The sequence below is a fragment of the Pseudoxanthomonas sp. SORGH_AS_0997 genome (genome assembly GCF_031453535.1).
Lineage (GTDB): Bacteria > Pseudomonadota > Gammaproteobacteria > Xanthomonadales > Xanthomonadaceae > Pseudoxanthomonas_A > Pseudoxanthomonas_A winnipegensis.
Window position 1 is genome coordinate 900,399 of sequence record NZ_JAVIZI010000001.1, and the last position, 22,470, is coordinate 922,868.

The window sequence follows — 22,470 nt, forward strand, 5'->3', positions numbered from 1 at the left end:
AGCAGGGCGTGCGCCTGCGCCCGGGCGGCGCTGAGGCCGCCGTCGAGCGAGACGGGCAGGGGAGGGCGACGGGTCAGCGGCGCCGGACGGGGCGCATCTTTGCTGTGAACCTAAATTAAGTCAATCAGGTTGACAGGCGCATTGGGCCGCGGAGTCGACTTACGACCCGGGGCGCTTTGAGCCGCGGCGCAGCTGCCTGCGCGATGCGCTTCCAGGATTTTAACGCCTCGCCGAAAATGTTATAAAGTAACAAAACGACTTCCGGCCCCGTCCGGTCTCAGCCCCTCCTCATTCGCCCAAGGGCGCACGCCGCTGCGGCGCGCCGGGCTTCCCACCAAGCCATCGCCATGTCGCTCTCCCCCCAGTCCCACGCTCCCAAGCTGCCCGTCACCGTGCTGTCCGGCTTCCTCGGCGCCGGCAAGACGACCCTGCTCAACCACATCCTCAACAACCGCGAAGGCCGGCGCGTGGCGGTGATCGTCAACGACATGTCCGAGGTCAACGTCGATGCCGACCTGGTCCGCCAGGGTGGGGCCGAGCTCTCGCGTACCGACGAGAAGCTGGTGGAGATGAGCAACGGCTGCATCTGCTGCACGCTGCGCGAGGACCTGCTGGTCGAGGTCGACCGCCTGGCGCGCGCCGGCCGCTTCGACCAGCTCGTGATCGAATCCACCGGCATCTCCGAGCCGCTGCCGGTGGCCGAGACCTTCACCTTCGAAGGCGCCGACGGCCGCAGCCTGGGCGAGGTCGCGCGGCTGGACACGATGGTCACCGTGGTGGACGCGTTCAATTTCCTGCGCGACTACGGCTCGCGCGACAGCCTGCAGCGCCGCGGCGAATCGCTGGGCGAACAGGACGCGCGCACGGTGGTGGACCTGCTGGTGGAGCAGATCGAGTTCTGCGATGTGATCGTGCTCAACAAGCTCGACCTGGTCGATGCCGAGCAGCGCCAGCGGCTGATGGCGATCCTGCGCGGGCTCAACCCGCGCGCGCGGATCGAGCCGGCGCAATTCGGCGTGGTCCCGCTGGAACGCGTGCTGGACACCGGCCTGTTCGACTTCGACCAGGCCGCCACCGCGCCGGGCTGGCTCAAGGAGCTGCGCGGCGAGCACGTGCCGGAGAGCGAGGAATACGGCATCGACAGCTTCGTCTACCGCGCGCGCCGGCCGTTCCACCCGCAGCGCTTCCACGCCTGGGTCAACAGCGAATGGCCCGGCGTGCTGCGTTCGAAGGGCCACTTCTGGCTGGCCAGCCATCCGACCCTGGCCGGCGAGTGGTCGCAGGCCGGCGCGGTGGCCCGGCACAAGGCCGCCGGCTACTGGTGGGCGGCCGTGCCGCCGGAGCGCTGGCCGGACGATCCGGACCATGTGCGCACGATCCGCGCGCACTGGGTCGAGGGCGTCGGCGATGCGCGCCAGGAGCTGGTGCTGATCGGCATGGACATGGACCGCGACGCCCTGTGCGCGCGCTTCGACGCTTGCCTGCTGACCGATGCGGAGATGGCGCGCGGCGTCCACGCCTGGCTGCAGTGGCCCAATCCCTTCCCCGGCTGGCCGGCCGCGGACTGAGGTCCTGCCGACACGTCGCTTCGCGCGGCGTGCCCCTTCCTTCTTCTTCGTTCTTAAGGCCCATGTCGCTGCCGTTGCCCGATGTCTGTCTCGATGAATCGCCGTCCCAGCCGGCGCCGCTGTCCTGGGTCGGCATGGGCGGCATCGACCTGCCGCTGCGGCTGGACGAACCGGGCTGCCAGCGCCTGCTCGACGCGCGCGTGGACGCGCAGGTCGACCTGCCGGACGCGCGCGCCAAGGGCATCCACATGTCGCGGCTGCATCGTCAGCTGGACCACCTCGGCGTGGAGGCGCCGCTGAGCCCGGCGCGGGTGCAGGCCCTGCTCAGCGCCATGATCCACAGCCATGCCGACTGCGGCAGCCGCCGCGCGCGGGTGCAGCTGGGCCTGGCGCTGCCCGTGCGCCGGCCCGCGCTGCGCACGCCCGGGCTGGCCGGCTGGAAGACCTATCCGGTGCGGATCGCGGCCAGGCTGGATGCCGGTGGCCTGGCGCTGCGCGTGCAGGTCGCGGTGACGTATTCGTCCACCTGTCCGTGCTCGGCGGCGCTGGCGCGGGCGGTGGTGGCCGATGCCTTCCTGCGCGCTTTCCAGGCTCGGGCCTCGGTGGACACGCAGGAGGTGACCCGATGGCTGAGCGCCAACGCCAGCCTGGCCACGCCGCACAGCCAGCGCAGCGTGGCGCAGGTGGCCATTGACGTGCCGGCCGAGGCGGCGGGTTTTGGCCTGCTGGCCTTGATCGACCGGGTCGAAGCCGCGCTGGGCACGCCGGTGCAGACGGCGGTCAAGCGCGAAGACGAGCAGGCCTTCGCCATCGCCAATGGCGCCAACCTGATGTTCGTCGAGGATGCGGCACGGCGCATCCTCGCGGCGCTGGAAGGTCGCTACGCGCGGCCCGGCGTGCAGGTCACCCATGCCGAGAGCCTGCATGCGCACGACGCGGTGGCCTGGGCTGGCGCGCCGCTGGAGCAGGCGGCATGAACGCGGTGCGCGAGCCGGAGCAGATCCCGGTCACGCTGCTGACCGGTTTCCTGGGCAGCGGCAAGACCACGCTGCTCAACCAGCTGGTGCGCCAGCCGGAGCTGGCCGACGCGCTGGTGATCGTCAACGAGTTCGGCGAGATGGCGCTGGACCATCTACTGATGGTCCACAGCCGCGAGCAGACCGTGCTGGAGCTGGGCGGCGGCTGCCTGTGCTGCAACGTGCGCACCGACCTGGTGGAGGTGCTGCGCGATGCGCCGTGGCGCTTCGCGCGCCAGGGGCGGCGCCAGTTCCGGCGCGTGGTCATCGAGACCACCGGCCTGGCCGATCCGGTACCGATCGTGCACACGCTGCTGGGCCATCCCGACGTGGCCGGCCGCTATGTGCTGGACGGCGTGGTGACCACCGTCGATCTGGCCACCGCCCAGGCCAGCCTGGACCGGCACGAGGAAGCGGTGCGCCAGGTGGTCATCGCCGATGTGCTGCTGCTAACCAAGGACGATCTGGTGGAGGACGCGGCGCGCGCGGCGCTGGAGCAGCGCCTGCGCCGGCTCAATCCGGCCGCGCCGCGCCATCGCGCGCGTCACGGGCAGGTGCCGGCGGCGGCGCTGCTGGGACTGGGCCTGTTCTCGGTCCAGGGCAAGCAGCCGGACGTGGTCGCCTGGTTGAACGAGGAGGCCTATCTGCCGCTGCCGGCCGCGCCGGCCTTCGCCTTCCAGCTGGGCATGCGCCAGCTCGAAGCGCAGGCCGCGGCGCCGGACCCCAATCGCCACGACGACCACGTGCAGGCCTTCTGCTTCCGCATCGAGGAGCCCATCGCCGAGCAGGTGCTGGGCCTGTGGCTGGACACGCTGGTCGGCATGCTCGGCCCGGCCCTGCTGCGGATCAAGGGCATCGTCCACGTGCAGGGGCAGGCGGGGCCGCTGGTCGTGCATGCGGTCCAGCAGCTGTTCCATCCGGCGCAGGCCCTGCCGGCCTGGCCAGATGACGATCGCGGCTCGCGCCTGGTCTTCATCACCCGCGACGTGGAGCCGGCGCTGATCACCCAGACCTTCGAGGCGTTCCGCACCTCGGCGGCGCTGCGTCCGGTGTCCTCGGGCACTTGGCCGCCACAGGCGCTGGGGCCTGCCTGACAGGAATGTCGGGCGCCGCAGTGACCAACGGCACATGGGTTCGCGTGCGGCGCAGGCTAGTGTTACTAGATAACAATTCGGAAAGGTTTCCCATGCGTCGTCTCCTGCTGTCGGCCGCCATCGCCGCCACCTGCATTCCCTCCGCCCTGGCCGTCGAAGGCATGTGGCAGCCGGCCCAGCTGCCCAAGATCGCCGGCGATCTCAAGGCGCACGGGCTCAAGCTCGATCCGGCCGCGCTGACCGACCTGACCGGTTACCCGATGGGCGCCATCGTCAGCCTGGGCGGCTGCACGGCCTCCTTCGTCAGCCCGCAGGGCCTGGTGGTCACCAACCACCACTGCGCCTACGGCGCGCTGCAGTACAACTCCACGCCGCAGAAGAACCTGATCGAGGACGGCTTCCTGGCCAGGAGCGTCGGCGAGGAACTGCCAGGTTCGCCCGACATGCGCGTGTTCGTCACCGAGGAGATCCGCGACGTCACCAAGGAGATCACCGGCGGGCTGCGCGACGACATGGCGCCGCTGGATCGCTACAAGGCGATCGAGCAGGCGATCAAGGCGCAGGTCAAGGGCTGCGAGCGCGATGGCTACCGCTGCGATGTCTACACCTTCCACGGCGGCTACAGCTATCAGCTGATCCGCCAGCTGGAGATCAAGGACGTGCGCCTGGTCTACGCGCCGCCCGAGTCGATCGGCAAGTTCGGCGGCGACATCGACAACTGGATGTGGCCGCGCCACACCGGCGATTTCAGCTACCTGCGCGCCTACGTGTCCAAGGACGGCAAGTCCGCCGAGTATTCCAAAGACAACGTGCCCTATCAGCCCAAGCACGTGCTCAAGGTCAATCCGCAGGGCCTGGAGGAGGGCGACTACGTGATGGTGGTCGGCTACCCGGGCCGCACCAACCGCTATCGCCTGGCGCAGGAGGTGCAGGCGGCCATCGACTGGCAGTACCCGACCCAGATCAAGATCTACCAGGACAGCCTGGCCATCATCGATGCCGCGTCCAAGGCCAAGCCGGAAGTCGGGGTGAAGTACGCCAACACGGTGGCCGGCCTCAACAACTACCTGAAGAACTTCGGCGGCCAGCTCGAGGGCCTGCGCCGCGCCGACGCGGTGGCGGTCAAGCAGCAGCAGGAGGCGCAGCTGGACGCCTGGCTGGCCACGCGCAAGGACGGCGATGCCAAGGCCCTGGCCGGCGACATCGCTCAGCTCAAGCAGGTGCTGGCCGGCACCGCCGCCACGCGCGAGCGCGACCTGGACCTGAGCCTGCTGCAGCGCTCGGCGCTGTTCTCCACCGGCCTGCGCCTGACCCGCCTGGCCGGTGAGCGCGCCAAGCCGGACATGGAGCGCGAGCCGGGCTACCAGCAGCGCGACGAGGCGCGCATCGAGGGCGCGCTCAAGCAGATGGACCGTCGCTACGACGCCGGCGTGGACCAGCAGTTCCTGACCTATGCGCTGCTGCGCTACGTCAAGCTGCCGCAGGCCCAGCGCCTGCCGGCGCTGGACGCCTGGCTGGGCGGGGCGCGCGACGAGGCGGCGATCAAGGCCAAGGTGGCCGCGCTGTACGCCGGCAGCAAGCTGGGCGACGGCCAGGCCCGCCTGGCCTACTTCAAGGACGACGCCAAGACGCTGGCCGCGCAGGACGACAGCATGCTCAAGCTGGCCGCGGCCCTGCTGCCGCAGCTGAAGACCCTGGAGGACGAGACCGACACGCGCGATGGCGTGCTGTCCAAGCTGCGCCCGCGCTACATGCAGGCGATGATCGCCTGGAAGGATTCGCAGAAGCTACCGGTCTACCCGGATGCCAACAGCTCGCTGCGCGTCACCTACGGCAACGTGCAGGGCGTGGCGCCGCGCGATGCGGTGAGCTACGCGCCGTTCACCCACGCCGAGGGCATCGTCGAGAAGGCCACCGGCGAGGTGCCGTTCAACGCCCCCAAGGCGGAACTGGACGCGATCAAGGCCAAGGACTTCGGTCCGTATGCCTCGAAGAAGCAGGGCACGCTGCCGGTGGACTTCCTGGCCGACCTGGACATCACCGGCGGCAACTCCGGTTCGCCGGCGCTGGACGGCAACGGCCAGCTGGTCGGCCTGGCCTTCGACGGCAACTGGGAATCGGTGAGCGGCGACTGGCTGTTCAATCCCAGGCTCAACCGCTCCATCCAGGTCGACGTGCGCTACATGCTGTGGGTCATGGACCACCTGGAACACGCCGACAACCTGCTGCAGGAAATGGGCGTGAGCAAGCGCTGATCCTGCGCATCGCGGTGTAGATGCAACGGCCCGGTCGCAAGACCGGGCCGTTGTCGTTTCAGGTGGCGCTGGCGGTTTGCGGCGGCGTCAGGGCTGCAGCTCGCTGCGCAGGCCTTCGGCTAGCAGGGCATCGTCCACGTCGCGGTACCAGTCCTCCGGGCCGGCGGCCACGGCTTCGACGTACAGCCCGTGCGCGTCCTGCAGCGGCGGGCGGCGCAGATGGACGATCGACACCCCGCGCGCGTCCAGCGAGAGCAGCACGCGCTGTGCGGTGCGCATCAGCTCGGCCGAGGTGGTGTGTTCGTCGGTCGGCCGCAGGGCCAGGCGATAGGTGTGGGAGGTGGACGGGGACATGCGGCGGTGCGGAAGGCGGTGGGGCAGGTTAGCCCAGTGCGCGTGCGACGGGTGTCGCCGCACGGACCGCAGTCCATAGCGGCTGACAGGCTGCCGACAGTGTTGCCGCGATAACGGTCGGCCCAATGGGGCCTGAGCTCGTCGTTCCCGCGAAAGCGGGAACCCATGGACGTCCGCGCGCAGCGACGACATCGCGTTACGTCCAACCCACCTCAGCACTCACCCCAGAATCCCCGGCAGATCCAGGCCCTTCTCCCGCGCGCAGTCGATTGCGATGTCGTAGCCGGCGTCGGCATGGCGCATCACGCCGCTGGCCGGGTCGTTCCACAGCACGCGGGCGATGCGCCTGGCCGCGGCGTCGGTGCCGTCGCAGACGATGACCATGCCGGCGTGCTGGGAGAAGCCCATGCCCACGCCGCCGCCGTGGTGCAGCGACACCCAGGTCGCGCCCGATGCGGTGTTGAGCAGGGCATTGAGCAAGGGCCAGTCCGAGACCGCGTCCGAGCCGTCGGCCATGGCCTCGGTCTCGCGGTTGGGCGAGGCCACGCTGCCGCTGTCCAGATGGTCGCGGCCGATCACCACCGGCGCCTTGAGCTCGCCCTTGGCGACCATCTCGTTGAAGGCTAGCCCCAGGCGATCGCGATCGCCCAGTCCGACCCAACAGATCCGCGCCGGCAGGCCCTGGAACTTGATCTTCTCGGCGGCCATGTCCAGCCAGCGGTGCAGGTGCGGATTGTCGGGAATCAGCTCCTTGACCTTGGCATCGGTCCTGGCGATGTCCTCCGGGTCGCCGCTCAGCGCGGCCCAGCGGAACGGGCCGACGCCACGACAGAACAGCGGGCGGATGTAGGCGGGGACGAAGCCGGGGAAGTCGAAGGCGTTGGCCACGCCTTCCTCCAGCGCCATCTGCCGCAGGTTGTTGCCGTAGTCCACGGTCGGCACGCCCAGGGCATGGAAGCCGAGCATGGCGCGGATGTGGTGGGCCATGGAGGCGCGCGCGGCCTGTTCGACTTCCTTGGGTGCGGACACGCGCTTCTCGTCCCACTGCGCGACGCTCCAGCCCTGTGGCAGGTAGCCGTTGACCGGGTCGTGGGCGGAGGTCTGGTCGGTGAGCAGGTCCGGCTTGATGCCGCGTGCCAGCAGTTCGGCCAGCACGTCGGCGACGTTGCCGAGCAGGCCGACCGACAGCGGCTTCCTGGCCTGACAGGAATCCTCGATCAGGCGCAGCGCCTCGTCCAGCGAGTCGGTCCAGGTGTCCAGATAGCCGGTGCGCAGGCGCATGTCGATGCTGCTCTTGCGGCATTCCACCGCCAGGCACGAAGCGCCGGCCATCACCGCGGCCAGCGGCTGCGCGCCGCCCATGCCGCCCAGGCCACCGGTGAACAGCCAGCGCCCGGACAGGTCGCCGCCGTAGTGCTGCCGGCCCATCTCCACGAAGGTCTCGTAGGTGCCCTGCACAATGCCCTGGGCGCCGATGTAGATCCAGCTGCCGGCGGTCATCTGGCCGTACATGGCCAGGCCCTTCTTGTCCAACTCGTTGAAGTGGTCCCAGTTGGCCCAGCGCGGCACCAGGTTGGAGTTGGCGATCAGCACGCGCGGCGCATCGGCATGGGTGCGGAACACGCCGACCGGCTTGCCCGACTGCACCAGCAGGGTCTGGTCGTCGTCCAGGCGCTTGAGCGTCTCGACGATGGTGTCGAAGCTCTCCCAGTCGCGCGCGGCGCGGCCGATGCCGCCGTAGACCACCAGTTCCTCCGGGCGCTCGGCCACGTCGGGATGCAGGTTGTTCTGCAGCATGCGCAGCGGGGCCTCGGTCAGCCAGCTCTTGGCGGTGAGCGAGGGGCCGGTCGGGGCCTGGATGCGGCGGGACGGATCGCGACGGGTCATGGTGAGTCCTGGTGATGGGACGGTGCGCCCACGGCGGGCGCGCGATGGGCGAGGGGATGGGTGCCGGCGAAGTCCAGGCAGGCGGCGAGCACCTCGCGCAGCGTGTCCTGCACGGCCTGCGCGCGGGCCTGCGAGAACGGCGTGGGCCAGTTCTCGGGGGTGACCGGATCGGGCTCGTCCATGTAGCCGCGGCAGGCCAGCTCCATCTGGATCGCATGCACGCCGTGCCGCGGCCGGGCGTGGTGGCGCGTGATCCAGCCGCCCTTGAAGCGGCCGTTGCACACATGGCTCAGGCCGCTGGCGGCGCAGACGCGCTCGACCGTGTCGGTCAGCGCCGCGTCGCAGGCGGCATCGTCGTTGCTGCCGATGTTGAACTGCGGCAGCTCGCCGTCGAACAGGTGCGGGATGCGCGAGCGGATCGAGTGCGCGTCGTAGACCACGATGCAGCCGTGCTGCGCACGCAGGCGTTCGATCTCGGCGGCCAGTGCATCGTGGTACGGCGCGAACCAGGTCTCCCGCCGGCGCGCGATCTCGGCCTCGTCCGGCGCCAGCCCCTGCCGGTAGAGCGGCTGGTCGTCGAAGGTGGTGGTCGGGCACAGGCCGGTGGTGTTCTGGCCCGGATACAGCGAGGCGCCGGACGGGTCGCGGTTGACGTCGATCACCGAGCGGCTGATCGCGGTGCGCAGCGTGGTGGCGCCGAGCGCGCGAGCGAAGGCGTAGAGCTGGTGCACATGCCAGTCCGCATCGCGCCGCGCCAGCCAGGGCGAGACGAAGTTGCCTTCGAGCCCGGCCGGGAGCTCGGTCCCGGTATGCGGAAAGCTGACGATCAGCGGCGCCTGGCCGCGATGAAGTTCCAGCCAGCCGGGAAGACTGCTCATGCGTTTGCGCCTCCGGCCACGTCGTAAAGCCTGAATGCGTCATCCCCGCGAACGCGGGGATCCAGCGACTTGCGCGCCATGCCGAAACCTCGCTGCAGCGCGCTCACGCCGCCCCATCCACGCCCGGCAGCCCGGATACCTCCATCCCGACGGCCTCGACCAGCGCGCCACCGCGCACCAGCTCCGTCGCGGCCACCATGTCCGGATGGAAATAGCGGTCTTCCTGCAGCGTCGGCACCTGCGCCCGCAGCAGCGCCCGCACCGACTCCAGCGCGGCGCTGGACGCCAGCGGCGCATGGAAATCGCAGCCCTGCGCGGCGGCGAGCAGTTCGATGCCGACCACGTTGGCGGCGTTGCGCGCCATGTCCAGCAGCCGGCGCGCGCCGTGCGCGGCCATCGAGACGTGGTCTTCCTGGTTGGCCGAGGTCGGGATGGAATCCACGCTGGCCGGCATCGCGCGCTGCTTGTTCTCCGACACCAGCGCCGCGGCGGTGACCTGCGGGATCATGAAGCCGGAGTTGAGGCCCGGCCGCGGCGTCAGGAACGCCGGCAGCCCCGACAGCGCCGGGTCGACCAGCATGGCGATGCGGCGCTCGCTGATCGAGCCGATCTCGCACACGGCCATGGCCAGCATGTCGGCGGCGAAGGCCACCGGCTCGGCGTGGAAGTTGCCGCCGCTGAGCGCCTCGCCGGTGTCGGTGAACACCAGCGGGTTGTCGGACACACCGTTGGCCTCGATCTCCAGCGTGCGCGCCGCCGCGCCCATCACGTCCAGCGCCGCGCCCATCACCTGCGGCTGGCAGCGCAGGCAGTAGGGGTCCTGCACGCGCACGTCGTTCTCGCGGTGCGATTCGCGGATGGCGCTGCCGTCCATCAGTACGCGCAGCGCGTCGGACACGGCGATCTGCCCGGGCTGGCCGCGCAGGGCGTGGATGCGCGGGTCGAACGGCGTGTCCGAGCCCTTGGCCGCCTCGGTGGACAAGGCGCCTGTGACCAGCGCCGCCTGGAACACGGTCTGGATCTCGAACAGCCCCGCCAGCGCGTAAGCGGTCGAATACTGGGTGCCGTTGAGCAGGGCCAGGCCCTCCTTGGCGCCCAGCACGCACGGCGCCAGGCCGGCCCGCGCCAGCGCATCGCTCGCCGGCAGGCGCTGGCCTTCGAAGAACGCCTCGCCCGTGCCGATCATCACCGCGGCCATGTGCGACAGCGGCGCCAGGTCGCCCGAGGCGCCGACCGAGCCCTGGCAGGGCACCAGCGGCAGCACGTCGCGCTGGAGCATGGCTTCCAGCAGCGCCAGCGTGGCCGGCTGCACGCCGGAGGCGCCCTGCGCCAGGCTCGCCAGCTTCAGCGCCAGCATCAGCCGCACCACCGGCGCGGGCATGGGCTCGCCGACGCCGGCGGCGTGCGAGAGCACGATGTTGCGCTGGAGCGTGGCCAGGTCCGCATCGGCGATGCGCACCGTGGCCAGCTTGCCGAAGCCGGTGTTGATGCCGTACACCGGCGCGCCGGTGTCGACGATGGCCTGCACGGTCTGCGCGCTGCGCGCGACCGCGTCGTGGCAGGCGGGATCGAGCCGCACGGCCGCGCCGCGATAGACGGCGCGCCATTGCGCCAGGCTGACCGCGCCGGGGCGCAGCACAAGAGAGTCGGTCACGCGGAATACTCCGGTCGTTCGGGTTGTACGAAAAACGGCCTCATGCCGGCTGCCCGCGCCACACGCGCGCATGCAGCGGGTTGAAGCCCATGCGGTAGACCAGGTCGGCCGGCGCGTCGATGTCCCAGATCGCCAGGTCGCAGTCCAAGCCCGCGCGCAGCCGGCCCAGCCGGTCCTGTCGCCCCAGCGCCCGCGCGGCGTGCCGGGTGAAGCCGGCGATGCATTCGTCCACGGTCATGCGGAACAGCGTGGCGGCCAGGTTCATCGCCAGCAGCGGGCTGGTCAGCGGACTGGTACCGGGATTGCAGTCGGTGGCCAGCGCCAGCGGCACGCCGGCCGCGCGCAGCGCCTCGATCGGCGGCACCAGCGTGTCGCGGGTGAAATAGAACGCGCCCGGCAGCAGCACGGCCACGGTGCCGGCTGCGGCCATCGCGGCGACGCCGTCGGCGTCCAGATGCTCGATATGGTCGGCCGAGAGCGCGCCGTACTGCGCGGCCAGCGCGGCGCCGTGCTGGTTGCTGAGCTGCTCGGCGTGGATCTTAAGCTTCAGGCCATGCGCGCGCGCGGCCTCGAACACCTGCCGCGCCTGCGCCGGCGAGAAGGCGATGTCCTCGCAGAACACGTCCACCGCCTCGGCCAGGTCCTGCGCCGCGACCGCCGGGATCATCGTCCCGCAGACCTCATCGATATAGGCCTGCGCCTCGACGCCGGGCGGCACCGCGTGCGCGCCCAGGAAGGTCGGCACGATCTCCACCCGGCGCAGTTCGCCCAGGCGCCGGGCCACGCGCAGCTGCTTGCGTTCATGCTCCAGGTCCAGGCCGTAGCCGGACTTGATCTCCAGCGTGGTCACCCCTTCGCCCAGCATCGCGTCCAGGCGCGGCAGGCTGGCGGCGATCAGCGCGTCGTCATCGGCCGCGCGCGTGGCGCGCACGGTGGAGACGATGCCGCCGCCGGCGCGGGCGATGTCGGCATAGCTGGCGCCGGCCAGGCGCTGCTCGAACTCGCCGGCGCGGTTGCCGGCATAGACCAGATGGGTGTGGCAGTCGATCAGGCCCGGCGTGATCCAGCGGCCCTGGCAGTCGATGCGCGTGGCCGCGTCGAAGTCTGGCGCCTGATCGGCCGGGCCGACATGCACGATGCGGCCCTCGCGTGCGGCGATCAAGCCGTCCCGCAACACGCCCAGGGTGCCGTCGTCGGCATCGAGCGTGGCCAGGTGGGCGTGGTGCCAGAGCGTGTCGCAGCGCAGGGGCATGGCATCTCGTCAGGAGCGCATTTGTCTATACAATAAGACCGGCCTTTGCAGCCTGTCCAGTCGAGGAACCCCGATGGCGCCAGCCGCTTGCTTCTGGATCGATCACGCCCTGCTGGACGAGGGCTGGGCGCGTGCGGTGCGCGTGTGCACGCAGGACGGGCGCATCGCCTCGGTGCAGGCGGGCAGCGCCGCGCAGCCCGGCGATGTGCGCCTGGGCGTGGCCGTGCCTGGCCTGGGCAACCTGCACAGCCACGCCTTCCAGCGCGGCATGGCGGGCCTGACGGAAGTCGGTGGCGCGGCCGGCGACAGCTTCTGGAGCTGGCGCGAACTGATGTACCGCTTCGTGCAGCGGCTGGACCCGGACAGCCTGCAGGCCATCGCCGAGCAGGCCTATGTGGAGATGCTGGAGGCCGGCTTCACCCGCGTGGGCGAATTCCACTACCTGCACCACGGCCCCGAGGGGCGGCCCTATGCCGATCCCGGCGAGATGGCCACGCGCATCGCCGCGGCCGCGCACGCCAGCGGCATCGGCCTGACCCTGCTGCCGGTGTTCTATGCCCATGCCGACTTCGGCGGCGCGCCGCCCAGTCCCGCGCAGGCGCGGCTGATCCATGACGTGGACGGGTTCGCCCGCCTGCTGGAGGCCAGCGCCACGGCGATCGCGCCGCTGGGCGATGCCGTGCTCGGCCTGGCCCCGCACAGCCTGCGCGCGGTCACGCCCGAGGAGCTGACCGCGCTGCTGCCGCTGACCCGCGGCCCGGTGCATCTGCATATCGCCGAACAGACGCGCGAGGTGGAGGCCTGCCTGGCCTGGTCGGGCCAGCGCCCGGTGCGGTGGCTGCTGGATCACGCGCCGGTGGACGCGCGCTGGTGTCTGGTGCACGCCACCCACGTCGAAGCGGACGAAGTGCAGGGCATGGTCAAGGCCGGCGCCGTGGTCGGCCTGTGCCCGATCACCGAGGCCAACCTGGGCGACGGCCTGTTCCCGATGCGCGACTTCGCCCGCGCCGGCGGCCGCTTCGGCGTGGGCTCGGATTCCAATGTGCTGATCGATGCGGCCGAGGAGCTGCGCCTGCTCGAATACGGCCAGCGCCTGGTCGCGCGCGGGCGCAACGTGCTGGCGCAGGGGCAGGGCGTGTCCAGCGGGCGCTGGCTGTTCGAGCAGGCCCTGCACGGCGCCGCGCAGGCGCTGGGCGTGGAGGCCGGCCTGCGGGTCGGCGCCACCGCGGACCTGGTGGAGCTGGATTCCGACCATCCGGCGCTGCGCGCGCGCCAGGGCGATGCCTGGCTGGACAGCTGGCTGTTCGCCGCCCGCCGCGGCGCGGTGCGCCAGGTCTGGCGTCAGGGCCGGCTGGTCGTGCGCGACGGCCGCCACGTCGACGCCGCGGCGGTGGCCGATCGCTACGCCGCGGCGCTGTACCGGATCCTGCGCGCATGAGCGATCCGCAGGCCTCGCCCGCGCCGGCGCGTTCGCTGCACCAGCGCATCCGCGACGACATCGAGGGCCGCATCCACAGCGGGCAATGGCCTCCGGGCCACCGCATCCCCTCCGAGCACGCGCTGATGGCGCAGTACGGCTGCGCGCGCATGACCGTGAGCAAGGTGCTGAGCCTGCTGGCCGACGCCGGCATGATCGAGCGCCGCCGCCGCGCCGGCTCGTTCGTCGCGCGCCCGCATCCGCATATCGAACAGGTGGCGCTGGACATCCCGGACATCCCGTTCGAGATCGCCGCACGCGGCCACCGCTACCAGTTCCAGCTGCTGGCCCGGCAGCTGCGCAGGCCGCGCCGCGGCGACGCGCGCGAGGCCGAGCTGGCCGGCGAGGCACGCGTGCTCGCGCTGCAGTGCCTGCACCTGGCCGACGACCGACCGCTGGCGCTGGAGGACCGCCTGATCAACCCGGCCGCCGCGCCGCAGGCGGTGGACGTGGACTTCTCGCAGACCGCCCCGGGCAGCTGGCTGCTGCAGCACGTCAGCTGGACCCGCGCCGAGCACCGCATCAGCGCCATCGGCGTGGATGCCGCCCGCGCGCGCCTGCTGCAGGTGCCCACCGGCACCGCCTGCCTGGTGATCGAGCGCCGCACCTGGCGCGGCGAGCAGCCGGTGACCTGCGTGACCCAGGTCTTCCTGGGCGACTCCTACGACCTGGTGGCGCGGTTCTCGCCTGGCGGGCGCTGAGCGGGCGTGCATGGCGAGCGAAGGCAGGCGTCCTGCATCTGGGACGCCAGGTGTGCAAGTCCTTGGATAGTCAGACATGCGTCTGCCGAAAAGCACTCCCCGCGTATGCGGGAATGACGAGCGTGGGGGCGCGGCGGAGGATCAGACTGCAGCTCAGGCGATCCTAAGACGCAATCCAGCCCCCTCCCTTTCGCCGAAGGCGAAGGGGAGGGTTGGGGAGGGGTGAGCTTTTGCCGTTGCTGCTGCTGTTGCTCATGCACCGCGCCAAAGCAACGGAAATGCCCCTTCGCGCTTCAAACAGGTCGAAGGACCACAAAGGTCCTACTTAGGCGGGAACAGAGGGTCTTCGACGTTCCCTGGGAAAGCCACTGGATTCCCGCCTGCGCGGGAATGACGATCGTTCGGAATGACGACCGGTGCTGTTGTCCAGGAGCGCGGCGCGGGCGCCGCTTAACGTGCCGGTGCCGGTGCCGGAGTAGGCGCGCTCATCGTGGCTTCGCACTGCCGCCAGCGCACGCGTTCGTCGCTGTCGGGGCGCGGGTTGAGCTGGATGCGCGAGAGCGCCAGGTCCGGGTACTTGGCCAGTTCGGCGCAGACCGTCGGCATCACCATGGCCTCGTCGGCCAGCATGTCCACCGACAGCGTCGAGCCGGAGATCCAGGCCGGCTGTCGCAGGCCACCGGCCTTGGCCAGGGCCTTGGCGACCTCGCCGCGCTGGCGGGCCAGCTCGGCGTCGGTCGGCGGTTCCGGTGTCTGGCTCGGGGTGCTGACAGCAGGCGCCGGGGCTGGCGAATGCGCCGGAGCGGGAACGGGCGCAGGTGCGAGAGTCTCGGGCGTCGAGTCGGAATCGAGCAGGGCAGGCAGCCCGCTGACCAGCACGCCGAGCAGCAGCGCGGCAATCCAGCTCAGCCCGATGCGGCGGCGCGCGCGCAGGTTGGCCTGGCCGCTGATGCCCTGGACGGTCGCGCTGTCCACCATCGGCTTGACCTCGGCCCACAGCCTGGCGCCGTCCAGGATCTCGACATTGGAGCGCTGCGCCTTCTCATGACCGCCGGCGTCGACCAGGCCCTGGGTGGCCAGGATGCTGTGCTGGGCGCCGCGCAGGCGCGCCTCGGAGGCCAGTTCGTCGATCGCCACCGAGCCGATGCGATAGGCGGTGCCGTGCTTGCAGCTCAGCAGCCAGTGCTTGCCCTCGGCATCGCCCAGCAGCAGGCTCGGGTGCTGGTTGCGCACATCCTCGGGCTCGAAGGACAGACGCTCCAGGCCGCGCAGCTGCAGCGCCGAGAGCACCAGGCGCGAGAAGTCGCGCCAGCGCATCGCCGCCAGCGCCTGCAGGCCGGCCTGGGTTTCGTCGAGGCGGCGGCGGACCAGCCACAGGTAGGCGGTGGCGACCACGCCCACCAGCAGGGCCACGAGGGTCCCGATCAACCAGAACGGCATGAGGCGTACATCCGCTGAAACAGGTGGGGCATTCTACGGGCAACCGTGCTGGCGACCAGTCCGTGCTTGGCACACGTCGGCCAAGAGGATGACGGGCTTGCGGGCAAGCAGCACATCGGAGGGTACGGGCGATTTAGTCGGTCACGTCGCCAGGAGCGGCAGGGTCCGCGGGCGCCGGTCGAGGCGCGGCGCGCGGCTTGCGCACCGGCCGATCCTCGGTGGCCTGGGGCGTGACCGGCGCGGGGCCGGGCGGGGTGGAACGGGCCGCCGCCCTGCGCGCCCGCGCACCGGCGGTGGGCCGCTCGTTGTGCGCGCGCAGCTTCTGGTTGAGCGCGTCGATGCGGTCGGCCAGCGCGCCCAGCTCGCGCCGGGTCGGCACCTCGAGCGCCTTCAGCGCCTCGCCGACGCGGGCACGGAAGACCTGGTCCACGCGTCCCAACGTCTCGCCGGCCCGGCTGCGCACTTCCTCCACGCCGTCGGCCAGGCCGGCGCGCGCGTCGCGGGTGCGGGCCTCGACCTTGCTGCCTTCGCGCACCAGCGTGTCGAACAGCTTGCTGCCCTCGGCCTGGGCGCGGCTGAAGGCGCCCAGCCCGGCCAGCCAGATCTGCTGGGCCGATTCGCCCAGCGACGCCTGCAGGCGCTCGGCCTGCTCATGCAGCGAGGGTTCGAAGTCGGACGGGCGCTGGCGCTCGGTTTTCCTGGTGGCCATGGATCACTCCGATGCGGTCGGGACGATGCCTGGCAGTGTCCGCAGCGGCCGGTGAGCGCCGTGTCGAAGATGGGCCGGCCAGGGCGTTTAGGCGAAGCGCTCGCCCAGCACCCGGCGGATCTCCGACTCGATCGGCCCCTTCATCGCCGACAGCAGGAAGCCCAGCTCGGCGGTGACGTGCAGCGCGCCGGGCTGCATGGCAATGCGCCCGTCCACTCCGGATCCATTGAACGCCAGCGTGTCGCCGTCCCAGTGATGGCTCACCCCGAAGCGCGCGTGCAGCTTGCCGGCCACCTCTTCCAGGGCCTGGCGGGTCTGCTCGGGCGACTTGTGGTGGGGATGCTGCAGTTCGATGCGGGACATGGCGCTGGGCTGGCGAAGGACAAGCGCGCATTGTCGCCCAACCGCGCATCGCCTGTGGAAGGCGCGTGCCGCCTCCGACCTTGCGAAGCCCGAACCCGCGGGCCTGCGTGCTAGTCTCCCGGCCGCGTGCAGAACCTCAGTCTCCATTTTCCCCAAGGCCGGACGGCCGACCGTGCCCTGGGCACCGGTATCCACCGCATCGTGCGCGAAGCCAGCGGCACCATCGGCGTGGGCGATGCGGTGCCCGGCGCGCTGCTGGTGCAGTTCAGCCTGGACAGGCGCGGCCTGTGGCTGCAGGTGCCGCCGGGCATGCGCGGCATCCATGTCAACGGCCGCCCGGTGCGGCGCATGGCCATGCTGCGTCCGGGCGATGCGGTGTACGCCGACGGCGTGGAAGTGCTGGTACGCGGCCAGGCGCCGCGTCCGGCCTCCTCGGCGCCGATGGCCCAGGCCGAGCCGGATCCGCGCGTGGTCCTGCGCGGTATCGGCGGGCGTCACCACGGCCGCGCCTTCACCATCGGCAGCGGCTGCAGCGTCGGCGCCGGCCGCGAGGCCGATATCGTGCTGGATGCGCCGCACCTGTCCGGCCTGCACGCCGTGCTGGGCCGCGTCTCCGGCGGCGTGCTGCTGCGTCATCTGCAGGGCGGGGTGACCAGCGTGGTCAACGGCGTGCCCGTGCACGAGGCCGTGCTGAACGCCGGCGACCAGGTTGCCTTCGACCCGCAGTCGCGTTTCGTGGTGGAGATCCCCTGGAGCCAGCCCGATCCGTCCGACCCGGCGGCCTCCGAGACGACCGTCAGCGCTCCGACGCCGGCGGTGGCGCCACGGGCTTCGCTGAAGCGCTGGCCGTGGCTGCTGCTGGCCGCGGCGGTGCTGGCCGGCGTGCTGGCGCTGCTGTTGCTGTTCGCGCCCGCCTGATCGCCTTCCAGGCGCGCCAGCCCAGCAGCAGGGCCAGCAGACCGGCGTAGAGCGCCGGCTCGCGGATGTCGGACTTCACCAGCCACCAGAAGTGCAGCACCGCCAGCACGCCGATGGCGTAGATGGCCTTGTGCAACTGGCCCCAGCGCCGCTTGAGCCGGCGCATCCAGCCCTGGGTGGAGGTGATCGCCAGCGGCACCAGCAGCAGCCACGCGGCGAAGCCCACGGTGATGTAGGGCCGCTTAACGATCTCGGCGAAGATCTGGGTCCAGTAGCCGCCCAGGTCCAGGCCCAGATAGGCGGCCAGGTGCACCGTGGCATAGGCGAAGGCGTACAGCCCCAGCATGCGGCGGAAGCGCAGCAGCACCGCCTGGCCGGTGAGCTGGCGCAGCGGGGTGATGGCCAGGGTGAAGATCAGAAAGCGTAGCGCCCACAGCCCGGTGAAGTGCTCGATCTGCGCGATCGGATCGGCGCCCAGCGCATCGCTGCCGTTGCGCCACACGTCCCAGAAGCGCCAGCCCAGCAGCGCCAGCGGCGCCAGGCAGAGCAGGTGGACGACGAGCTTGGCGAGGGTGAGGGGCTTCATTTTTTGGGGATTGGGGATTGGGGATTGGGGATTGGGGATTGGGGATTGGGGATTCGGGATTCGGGATTCGGGATTCGGGATTCGGGATTCGGGATTGGGGATTCGGGATTCGGGATTCGGGATTCGGGATTCGGGATGAAAGCGTCTGCGTCAGTGCTCTGCTTCTGCCCCCTCCCTTGCGCGTAGCGCAGGGGAGGGCTGGGGAGGGGTTGGCTGTTGCTGTTGCTGTTGTTGCTTCCCTCTCGGGCTAATCGCGAAAAGCACCCCTCCCCCTCAGTCGCTAACGCGACTTCGAGCTCCCCTGCGCTGCGCGCAAGGGAGGGGGCGGGTCATGCGGCTCGCACTGGCGTCGCTTGGTACGTGGTTCTCTGCCGTGATCACTGGTTTTTCTTGCAACTTCTGCTCATGCCCCTAGCTTCTCCCGATTCCCGATTCCCGATTCCCGATTCCCGATTCCCGATTCCCGATTCCCGATTCCCGAATCCCGAATCCCGAATCCCGAATCCCGAATCCCGAATCCCGAATCCCGCTCAAAACCACTTCCGCAAATCCATCCCCGCATACATCGAAGCGACCTGATCGGCATAGCCATTGAAGGGGCGGGTAGGGATGCGCTCGGCGAACAGCTTGCTGGCGTTGCCGGCGATGCGGCGTTCGGTCTTCTGGCTCCAGCGCGGGTGGTCCACGTCCGGATTGACGTTGGAGAAGAAGCCGTACTCGTTGGGCTGCAGGTCGTTCCAGGCGGTCGGTGGCATCTTCTCGACGAAGCGGATCTCCACGATCGACTTGATGCTCTTGAAGCCGTACTTCCACGGCACCACCAGCCGCAGCGGCGCGCCGTTCTGCTGCGGCAGCGGCTTGCCGTAGACGCCGGTGGCCAGGAAGGTCAGCGGATGCATCGCCTCGTCCATGCGCAGGCCCTCGCGGTAGGGCCAGTCGATCGAGCGGTAGGCGATGCCCGGCATCTGGCGCGGGTCAGCCAGGGTGGTGAAGGCCACGTACTTGGCCTTGGCCGTGGGCGCGAAGCGCTTGAGCACCGCGGCCAGCGGGATGCCGTCCCACGGGATCACCATCGACCAGCCCTCCACGCAGCGCAGGCGGTAGATGCGCTCCTCGCTCGGCGCGGACTTGAGCAGGTCCTCCAGCGCCAGCGTGCCGGGCTTCTCGCACTCGCCGGAGACCTTGACCGACCACGGCGAAGTGCGCAGCGTCTTGGGCGCGCTCGACGGGTCGGTCTTGCCGGTGCCGAACTCGTAGAAGTTGTTGTAGCTGGTCACGTCCTCGTAGCGGGTCAGCGTCTCGCTGGTGCGGAAGCCGGCCTTGGCCTGCTCGGGCGTGACGACGGTCTTGGGCGCATCGGGCGGATCGGCGTCGGCGCAGCCGGCCAGGGCCAGCGCCGGCAGCGCGGCGGCCAGCTTGAACAGGTCGCGACGGCCGCGGTAGACGGCCTCGTCGGTGACCTGGTGATCCTTGAGGGTGAGGGCGTCGCGTAGGGACACGGTGCATCTCCTGCGAAAAGTCACATGGGCAACCAATGGGACGCGCCAGCAGGCGAAAAATTCCTGCCGTTGCACGCGTTTGCGCCGGGCGATGGATTCGCCTGCAACCACCTTACGCGGATCGCGGCAGGACGGATGCAAAGGCGGCCGTGGGTCGATTCAGCCTGCGGCATACTATGTGCCCCCTGATCGAGGCCGCCATGTCCCGCGTCCACAACTTCAGCGCCGGCCCCGCGGCGCTGCCCGAAGCCGTCCTGCGCCACGCGCAGTCCGAAATGCTGGAATGGAACGGCGTGGGCGCCTCGATCGTGGAGATCAGCCACCGCAGCGCCGAATTCATGGAGGTCGCCGCACGCGCCGAGGCCGATCTGCGCACGCTGCTGACCATTCCCGACGACTACGGCGTGCTGTTCCTGCCCGGCGGCGCCACCACCCAGCAGGCGCTGCTGGCGCTGAACTTCGCCAGCCCCGGCCAGACGGTGGACTACGTGGTCACCGGGCACTGGAGCAAGACCGCGATCAAGCAGGTCAAGGACTACGTCGGCGTGCACGTGGCCGCCAGCAGCGAGGCCGAGGGCTTCACCGATATCCCGCCGCGCGCGGACTGGCGGCTCTCGCCCGATGCGGCCTATGTGCACATCACCGCCAACGAGACCATCCATGGCGTGGAGTTCCGGCACACGCCCGAGGTGGGGCAGGTGCCGTTGTTCGCCGACTTCTCCTCCTCGATCGCCTCCGAGCCGATCGATGTCTCGCGCTATGGCGTGATCTATGCCGGCGCGCAGAAGAACCTCGGGCCGGTGGGCGTGGCGGTGGTGATCGTGCGCCGCGACCTGTTCGAGCGCGCCGGACAGCCGCGCGCGGACATCTTCAACTACGCCTCGCATCTGGCGCGCGACTCGATGCTCAACACGCCGCCGACCTGGAACTGGTACCTGGCCGGGCTGATGTTCCGCTGGATGCTGGACCAGGGCGGCGTGGAAGAGTTCGCGCGGCGCAGCGCGGCCAAGTCGCAGCTGGTGTATGGCGCCATCGATGCCTCCGGCGGCTTCTACCGCAACACCGTGCATCCGGCGGCGCGCTCGCGCATGAACATCCCCTTCTTCCTGGCCGACGAGGCGCTGACCGCGCGCTTCGTGGCCGAATCCAAGGCCGCCGGGCTGATCGGCCTGAAGGGACACAAGGCGGTCGGCGGCCTGCGCGCTTCGCTGTACAACGCCTTGCCGGTGGCCAGCGCCCAGGTGCTGGTGGACTTCATGCACGACTTCCAGCGGCGCAATGGCTGAGCCACCGCGCTTGGCTGTTGTGGGCGCCGGCCTGGTGGGAGCCATCATGGCGGCGATGGAGCTTTACCGGTGAAGCCCCATCGCCGCCGTGGCGGCTCCCACAGAGAAGCCGCCAAATTCCGCTTTACGGATGACCTCGAATGACCAAGAAAACCCCCAAACCCGCAAGCGCGCCGAGCAAGTCGCCGGCCAAGGCGGCCAAGCCCGGCAAGCCGGCCAAGGTGGCCAAGGCATCCGCCAAGGACGCCAGCGCCTCGCCGGCCGAGCCCGAGTTCGACCTGGCGCAGGTGCGGGCGCGCATCGACCATATCGACCGCGAGATCCAGGCGCTGATCGCCGAGCGCGCCGGCTATTCGCTGCAGGTCGGCAAGGCCAAGGGCAAGCTCGCCGCCGCGGTGGACTATTACCGACCCGAGCGCGAGGCGCAGGTGCTGCGCATGGTGGTGGACCGCAACCAGGGACCGCTGTCCGACGAAGTGTTGGTGCACGTGTTCCGCGAGATCATGTCCTCCAGCCTGGCGCTGCAGGAGCCGCTGAAGATCGGCTACCTGGGCCCGGAAGGCACCTTCAGCCAGCAGGCCGTGCTCAAGCACTTCGGCCGCTCGGCCCTGGGGCTGCCCATGGCCAGCATCGAGGAAGTCTTCCAGGAAGTGGAAAGCGGCAGCGCCGACTTCGGCGTGGTGCCGGTGGAGAACTCCGGGCAGGGCACGATCCAGATCACGCTGGACATGTTCCTGACCTCCGACCTGAAGATCTGCGGCGAGGTCGAGCTGCGCGTACAGCAGTTCCTGATGTCGCGCAGCGGGCGCATCGCCGACATCGAGCGCATCTACGCGCATCCGCAGTCGTTCATGCAGACCGCCGGCTGGCTGCGCTCCAACCTGCCCAAGGCCGAGAAGGTGCCGGTGTCGAGCAATGCCGAGGGCGCGCGGCGCGCGCGCAACGCGGACGATGCGGCGGCGATCGGCGGCGAGAGCGCGGTGCACGCCTATGGCCTGAAGAAGGTCGTGATGAGCCCGATCCAGGACGACAAGGACAACACCACGCGCTTCCTGGTGGTGGGCCGCAGGATCTTCCCGCCGTCCGGTCACGACCGCACCTCGGTGCTGGTGTTCATCCACGACAAGCCGGGTGCGCTGTTCGACGTGCTCAGCCCGTTCGCGCGTCATGGCATCAGCATGAACCGCATCGAGTCGCGGCCCAGCCACCACGCCAAGTGGGAATACGGCTTCTTCATCGACCTGGCCGGGCACGTGGAGGACGAGGCGATGAAGCAGGCGCTGGCCGAGCTGGAGGCGCATTCGGCGCAGATCAAGGTGCTGGGTTCGTATCCGGTGGCGGTGCCGTGATGCCGGTTGCGGCTTGAGGCAAAAGCTTTCGTACCTCTTCGAGGCACGAGTTACTTTTCTTTGCTCGTGCAAAGAAAAGTAACCAAAAGAAAACACGCTCGTCCTCGCGCCCTGCGCTGCGCGCAGGGTCCGCGCCACCAGCGGAATTCCCGGACGCGGCATCCTGCCGCGACCGGGAACGACG

Annotated in this window: 18 protein-coding genes and 1 pseudogene; 9 read left to right on the forward strand and 10 right to left on the reverse strand. The window is 70.2% G+C overall.

Annotated features, from left to right (window positions below; translation table 11 throughout):
- The first annotated feature begins 347 nt into the window (after positions 1 to 347).
- The 4 genes from zigA (at position 348) to QE438_RS04180 (ending at position 5,933) form a co-directional block, all read left to right on the forward strand.
- The gene (gene zigA, locus QE438_RS04165; RefSeq protein ID WP_306992351.1) at positions 348 to 1,568 is read left to right on the forward strand and encodes a zinc metallochaperone GTPase ZigA; all 1,221 of its coding nucleotides are present in this window, start codon (positions 348 to 350) and stop codon (positions 1,566 to 1,568) included.
- A gap of 62 nt (positions 1,569 to 1,630) precedes the next feature.
- Positions 1,631 to 2,545, forward strand: a complete 915-nt coding sequence (gene folE2 / locus QE438_RS04170; RefSeq protein WP_306992349.1) for a GTP cyclohydrolase FolE2 — start codon at positions 1,631 to 1,633, stop codon at positions 2,543 to 2,545.
- Positions 2,542 to 3,678, forward strand: a complete 1,137-nt coding sequence (locus QE438_RS04175; protein WP_306992347.1) for a GTP-binding protein — start codon at positions 2,542 to 2,544, stop codon at positions 3,676 to 3,678. Before folE2 ends, QE438_RS04175 begins: the two co-directional genes overlap by 4 nt.
- A 92-nt stretch (positions 3,679 to 3,770) precedes the next feature.
- Positions 3,771 to 5,933, forward strand: a complete 2,163-nt coding sequence (locus QE438_RS04180; protein WP_307184016.1) for a S46 family peptidase — start codon at positions 3,771 to 3,773, stop codon at positions 5,931 to 5,933.
- 87 nt (positions 5,934 to 6,020) lie between these two features.
- Here QE438_RS04180 and QE438_RS04185 read toward each other — a convergent pair whose 3' ends face one another.
- The 5 genes from QE438_RS04185 to hutI all read right to left on the reverse strand — a co-directional run bounded on the left by QE438_RS04185 (position 6,021) and on the right by hutI (position 11,952).
- Entirely contained in the window at positions 6,021 to 6,287 is a 267-nt protein-coding gene (locus QE438_RS04185; RefSeq protein ID WP_131660648.1) for a hypothetical protein, read from the reverse strand.
- A gap of 219 nt (positions 6,288 to 6,506) precedes the next feature.
- The gene (gene hutU / locus QE438_RS04190; RefSeq protein WP_306992343.1) at positions 6,507 to 8,174 is read right to left on the reverse strand and encodes a urocanate hydratase; all 1,668 of its coding nucleotides are present in this window, start codon (positions 8,172 to 8,174) and stop codon (positions 6,507 to 6,509) included.
- Positions 8,171 to 9,052 (reverse strand): N-formylglutamate deformylase, encoded by an 882-nt coding sequence (hutG, locus tag QE438_RS04195; protein WP_307184015.1) that lies wholly within the window; start codon positions 9,050 to 9,052, stop codon positions 8,171 to 8,173. Before hutG ends, hutU begins: the two co-directional genes overlap by 4 nt.
- Positions 9,053 to 9,155: 103 nt before the next feature.
- Positions 9,156 to 10,706, reverse strand: a complete 1,551-nt coding sequence (hutH, locus tag QE438_RS04200; protein ID WP_306992341.1) for a histidine ammonia-lyase — start codon at positions 10,704 to 10,706, stop codon at positions 9,156 to 9,158.
- A gap of 40 nt (positions 10,707 to 10,746) precedes the next feature.
- Positions 10,747 to 11,952 (reverse strand): imidazolonepropionase, encoded by a 1,206-nt coding sequence (gene hutI / locus QE438_RS04205; RefSeq protein WP_306996140.1) that lies wholly within the window; start codon positions 11,950 to 11,952, stop codon positions 10,747 to 10,749.
- 79 nt (positions 11,953 to 12,031) lie between these two features.
- Between hutI and QE438_RS04210 the strand changes: the two genes are divergently transcribed.
- Together QE438_RS04210 and hutC are read left to right on the forward strand one after the other, a co-directional pair.
- The gene (locus QE438_RS04210; protein ID WP_306992339.1) at positions 12,032 to 13,396 is read left to right on the forward strand and encodes a formimidoylglutamate deiminase; all 1,365 of its coding nucleotides are present in this window, start codon (positions 12,032 to 12,034) and stop codon (positions 13,394 to 13,396) included.
- Complete coding sequence (gene hutC, locus QE438_RS04215) at positions 13,393 to 14,136, forward strand: histidine utilization repressor (protein ID WP_306992337.1); 744 nt, start codon at positions 13,393 to 13,395, stop codon at positions 14,134 to 14,136. The genes QE438_RS04210 and hutC overlap by 4 nt, the downstream gene beginning before the upstream one ends.
- A 450-nt stretch (positions 14,137 to 14,586) precedes the next feature.
- Here hutC and QE438_RS04220 read toward each other — a convergent pair whose 3' ends face one another.
- The 3 genes from QE438_RS04220 to QE438_RS04230 all read right to left on the reverse strand — a co-directional run bounded on the left by QE438_RS04220 (position 14,587) and on the right by QE438_RS04230 (position 16,648).
- Positions 14,587 to 15,576, reverse strand: a complete 990-nt coding sequence (locus tag QE438_RS04220) for a restriction endonuclease (RefSeq protein ID WP_306992335.1) — start codon at positions 15,574 to 15,576, stop codon at positions 14,587 to 14,589.
- Between the two features lie 133 nt (positions 15,577 to 15,709).
- The gene (locus QE438_RS04225; RefSeq protein WP_306992333.1) at positions 15,710 to 16,285 is read right to left on the reverse strand and encodes a phasin family protein; all 576 of its coding nucleotides are present in this window, start codon (positions 16,283 to 16,285) and stop codon (positions 15,710 to 15,712) included.
- Positions 16,286 to 16,372: 87 nt separating this feature from the next.
- Positions 16,373 to 16,648, reverse strand: a complete 276-nt coding sequence (locus tag QE438_RS04230; RefSeq protein ID WP_130519643.1) for a polyhydroxyalkanoic acid system family protein — start codon at positions 16,646 to 16,648, stop codon at positions 16,373 to 16,375.
- 126 nt (positions 16,649 to 16,774) lie between these two features.
- Between QE438_RS04230 and QE438_RS04235 the strand changes: the two are divergent.
- A pseudogene (locus tag QE438_RS04235) lies at positions 16,775 to 17,554 on the forward strand (FHA domain-containing protein); the annotation flags it as partial.
- Here the strand turns inward: QE438_RS04235 and msrQ are convergent.
- Positions 17,445 to 18,152, reverse strand: a complete 708-nt coding sequence (msrQ, locus tag QE438_RS04240) for a protein-methionine-sulfoxide reductase heme-binding subunit MsrQ (protein ID WP_306992330.1) — start codon at positions 18,150 to 18,152, stop codon at positions 17,445 to 17,447. The pseudogene QE438_RS04235 and the gene msrQ overlap by 110 nt on opposite strands.
- Before the next feature lie 530 nt (positions 18,153 to 18,682).
- Positions 18,683 to 19,651, reverse strand: a complete 969-nt coding sequence (gene msrP, locus QE438_RS04245) for a protein-methionine-sulfoxide reductase catalytic subunit MsrP (RefSeq protein WP_130519647.1) — start codon at positions 19,649 to 19,651, stop codon at positions 18,683 to 18,685.
- A 200-nt stretch (positions 19,652 to 19,851) separates the two neighbouring features.
- Between msrP and serC the strand changes: the two genes are divergently transcribed.
- Both serC and pheA read left to right on the forward strand, forming a co-directional pair.
- The gene (gene serC / locus QE438_RS04250) at positions 19,852 to 20,937 is read left to right on the forward strand and encodes a phosphoserine transaminase (RefSeq protein WP_306992327.1); all 1,086 of its coding nucleotides are present in this window, start codon (positions 19,852 to 19,854) and stop codon (positions 20,935 to 20,937) included.
- Between the two features lie 140 nt (positions 20,938 to 21,077).
- Positions 21,078 to 22,286 (forward strand): prephenate dehydratase, encoded by a 1,209-nt coding sequence (gene pheA / locus QE438_RS04255; protein ID WP_306992325.1) that lies wholly within the window; start codon positions 21,078 to 21,080, stop codon positions 22,284 to 22,286.
- The last annotated feature ends 184 nt before the right edge of the window (positions 22,287 to 22,470 follow it).

What these genes read in the sequence shown, in the direction of transcription:
- zigA (WP_306992351.1), top strand. Translation starts at nt 348, where the DNA reads ATGTCGCTCTCCCCCCAGTCCCACGCTCCCAAGCTGCCCGTCACCGTG.
- folE2 (WP_306992349.1), top strand. Translation starts at nt 1,631, where the DNA reads ATGTCGCTGCCGTTGCCCGATGTCTGTCTCGATGAATCGCCGTCCCAG.
- QE438_RS04175 (WP_306992347.1), top strand. Translation starts at nt 2,542, where the DNA reads ATGAACGCGGTGCGCGAGCCGGAGCAGATCCCGGTCACGCTGCTGACC.
- QE438_RS04180 (WP_307184016.1), top strand. Translation starts at nt 3,771, where the DNA reads ATGCGTCGTCTCCTGCTGTCGGCCGCCATCGCCGCCACCTGCATTCCC.
- QE438_RS04185 (WP_131660648.1), bottom strand. Translation starts at nt 6,287, where the DNA reads ATGTCCCCGTCCACCTCCCACACCTATCGCCTGGCCCTGCGGCCGACC.
- hutU (WP_306992343.1), bottom strand. Translation starts at nt 8,174, where the DNA reads ATGACCCGTCGCGATCCGTCCCGCCGCATCCAGGCCCCGACCGGCCCC.
- hutG (WP_307184015.1), bottom strand. Translation starts at nt 9,052, where the DNA reads ATGAGCAGTCTTCCCGGCTGGCTGGAACTTCATCGCGGCCAGGCGCCG.
- QE438_RS04210 (WP_306992339.1), top strand. Translation starts at nt 12,032, where the DNA reads ATGGCGCCAGCCGCTTGCTTCTGGATCGATCACGCCCTGCTGGACGAG.
- hutC (WP_306992337.1), top strand. Translation starts at nt 13,393, where the DNA reads ATGAGCGATCCGCAGGCCTCGCCCGCGCCGGCGCGTTCGCTGCACCAG.
- QE438_RS04220 (WP_306992335.1), bottom strand. Translation starts at nt 15,576, where the DNA reads ATGCCGTTCTGGTTGATCGGGACCCTCGTGGCCCTGCTGGTGGGCGTG.
- QE438_RS04225 (WP_306992333.1), bottom strand. Translation starts at nt 16,285, where the DNA reads ATGGCCACCAGGAAAACCGAGCGCCAGCGCCCGTCCGACTTCGAACCC.
- QE438_RS04230 (WP_130519643.1), bottom strand. Translation starts at nt 16,648, where the DNA reads ATGTCCCGCATCGAACTGCAGCATCCCCACCACAAGTCGCCCGAGCAG.
- msrQ (WP_306992330.1), bottom strand. Translation starts at nt 18,152, where the DNA reads ATGAAGCCCCTCACCCTCGCCAAGCTCGTCGTCCACCTGCTCTGCCTG.
- serC (WP_306992327.1), top strand. Translation starts at nt 19,852, where the DNA reads ATGTCCCGCGTCCACAACTTCAGCGCCGGCCCCGCGGCGCTGCCCGAA.
- pheA (WP_306992325.1), top strand. Translation starts at nt 21,078, where the DNA reads ATGACCAAGAAAACCCCCAAACCCGCAAGCGCGCCGAGCAAGTCGCCG.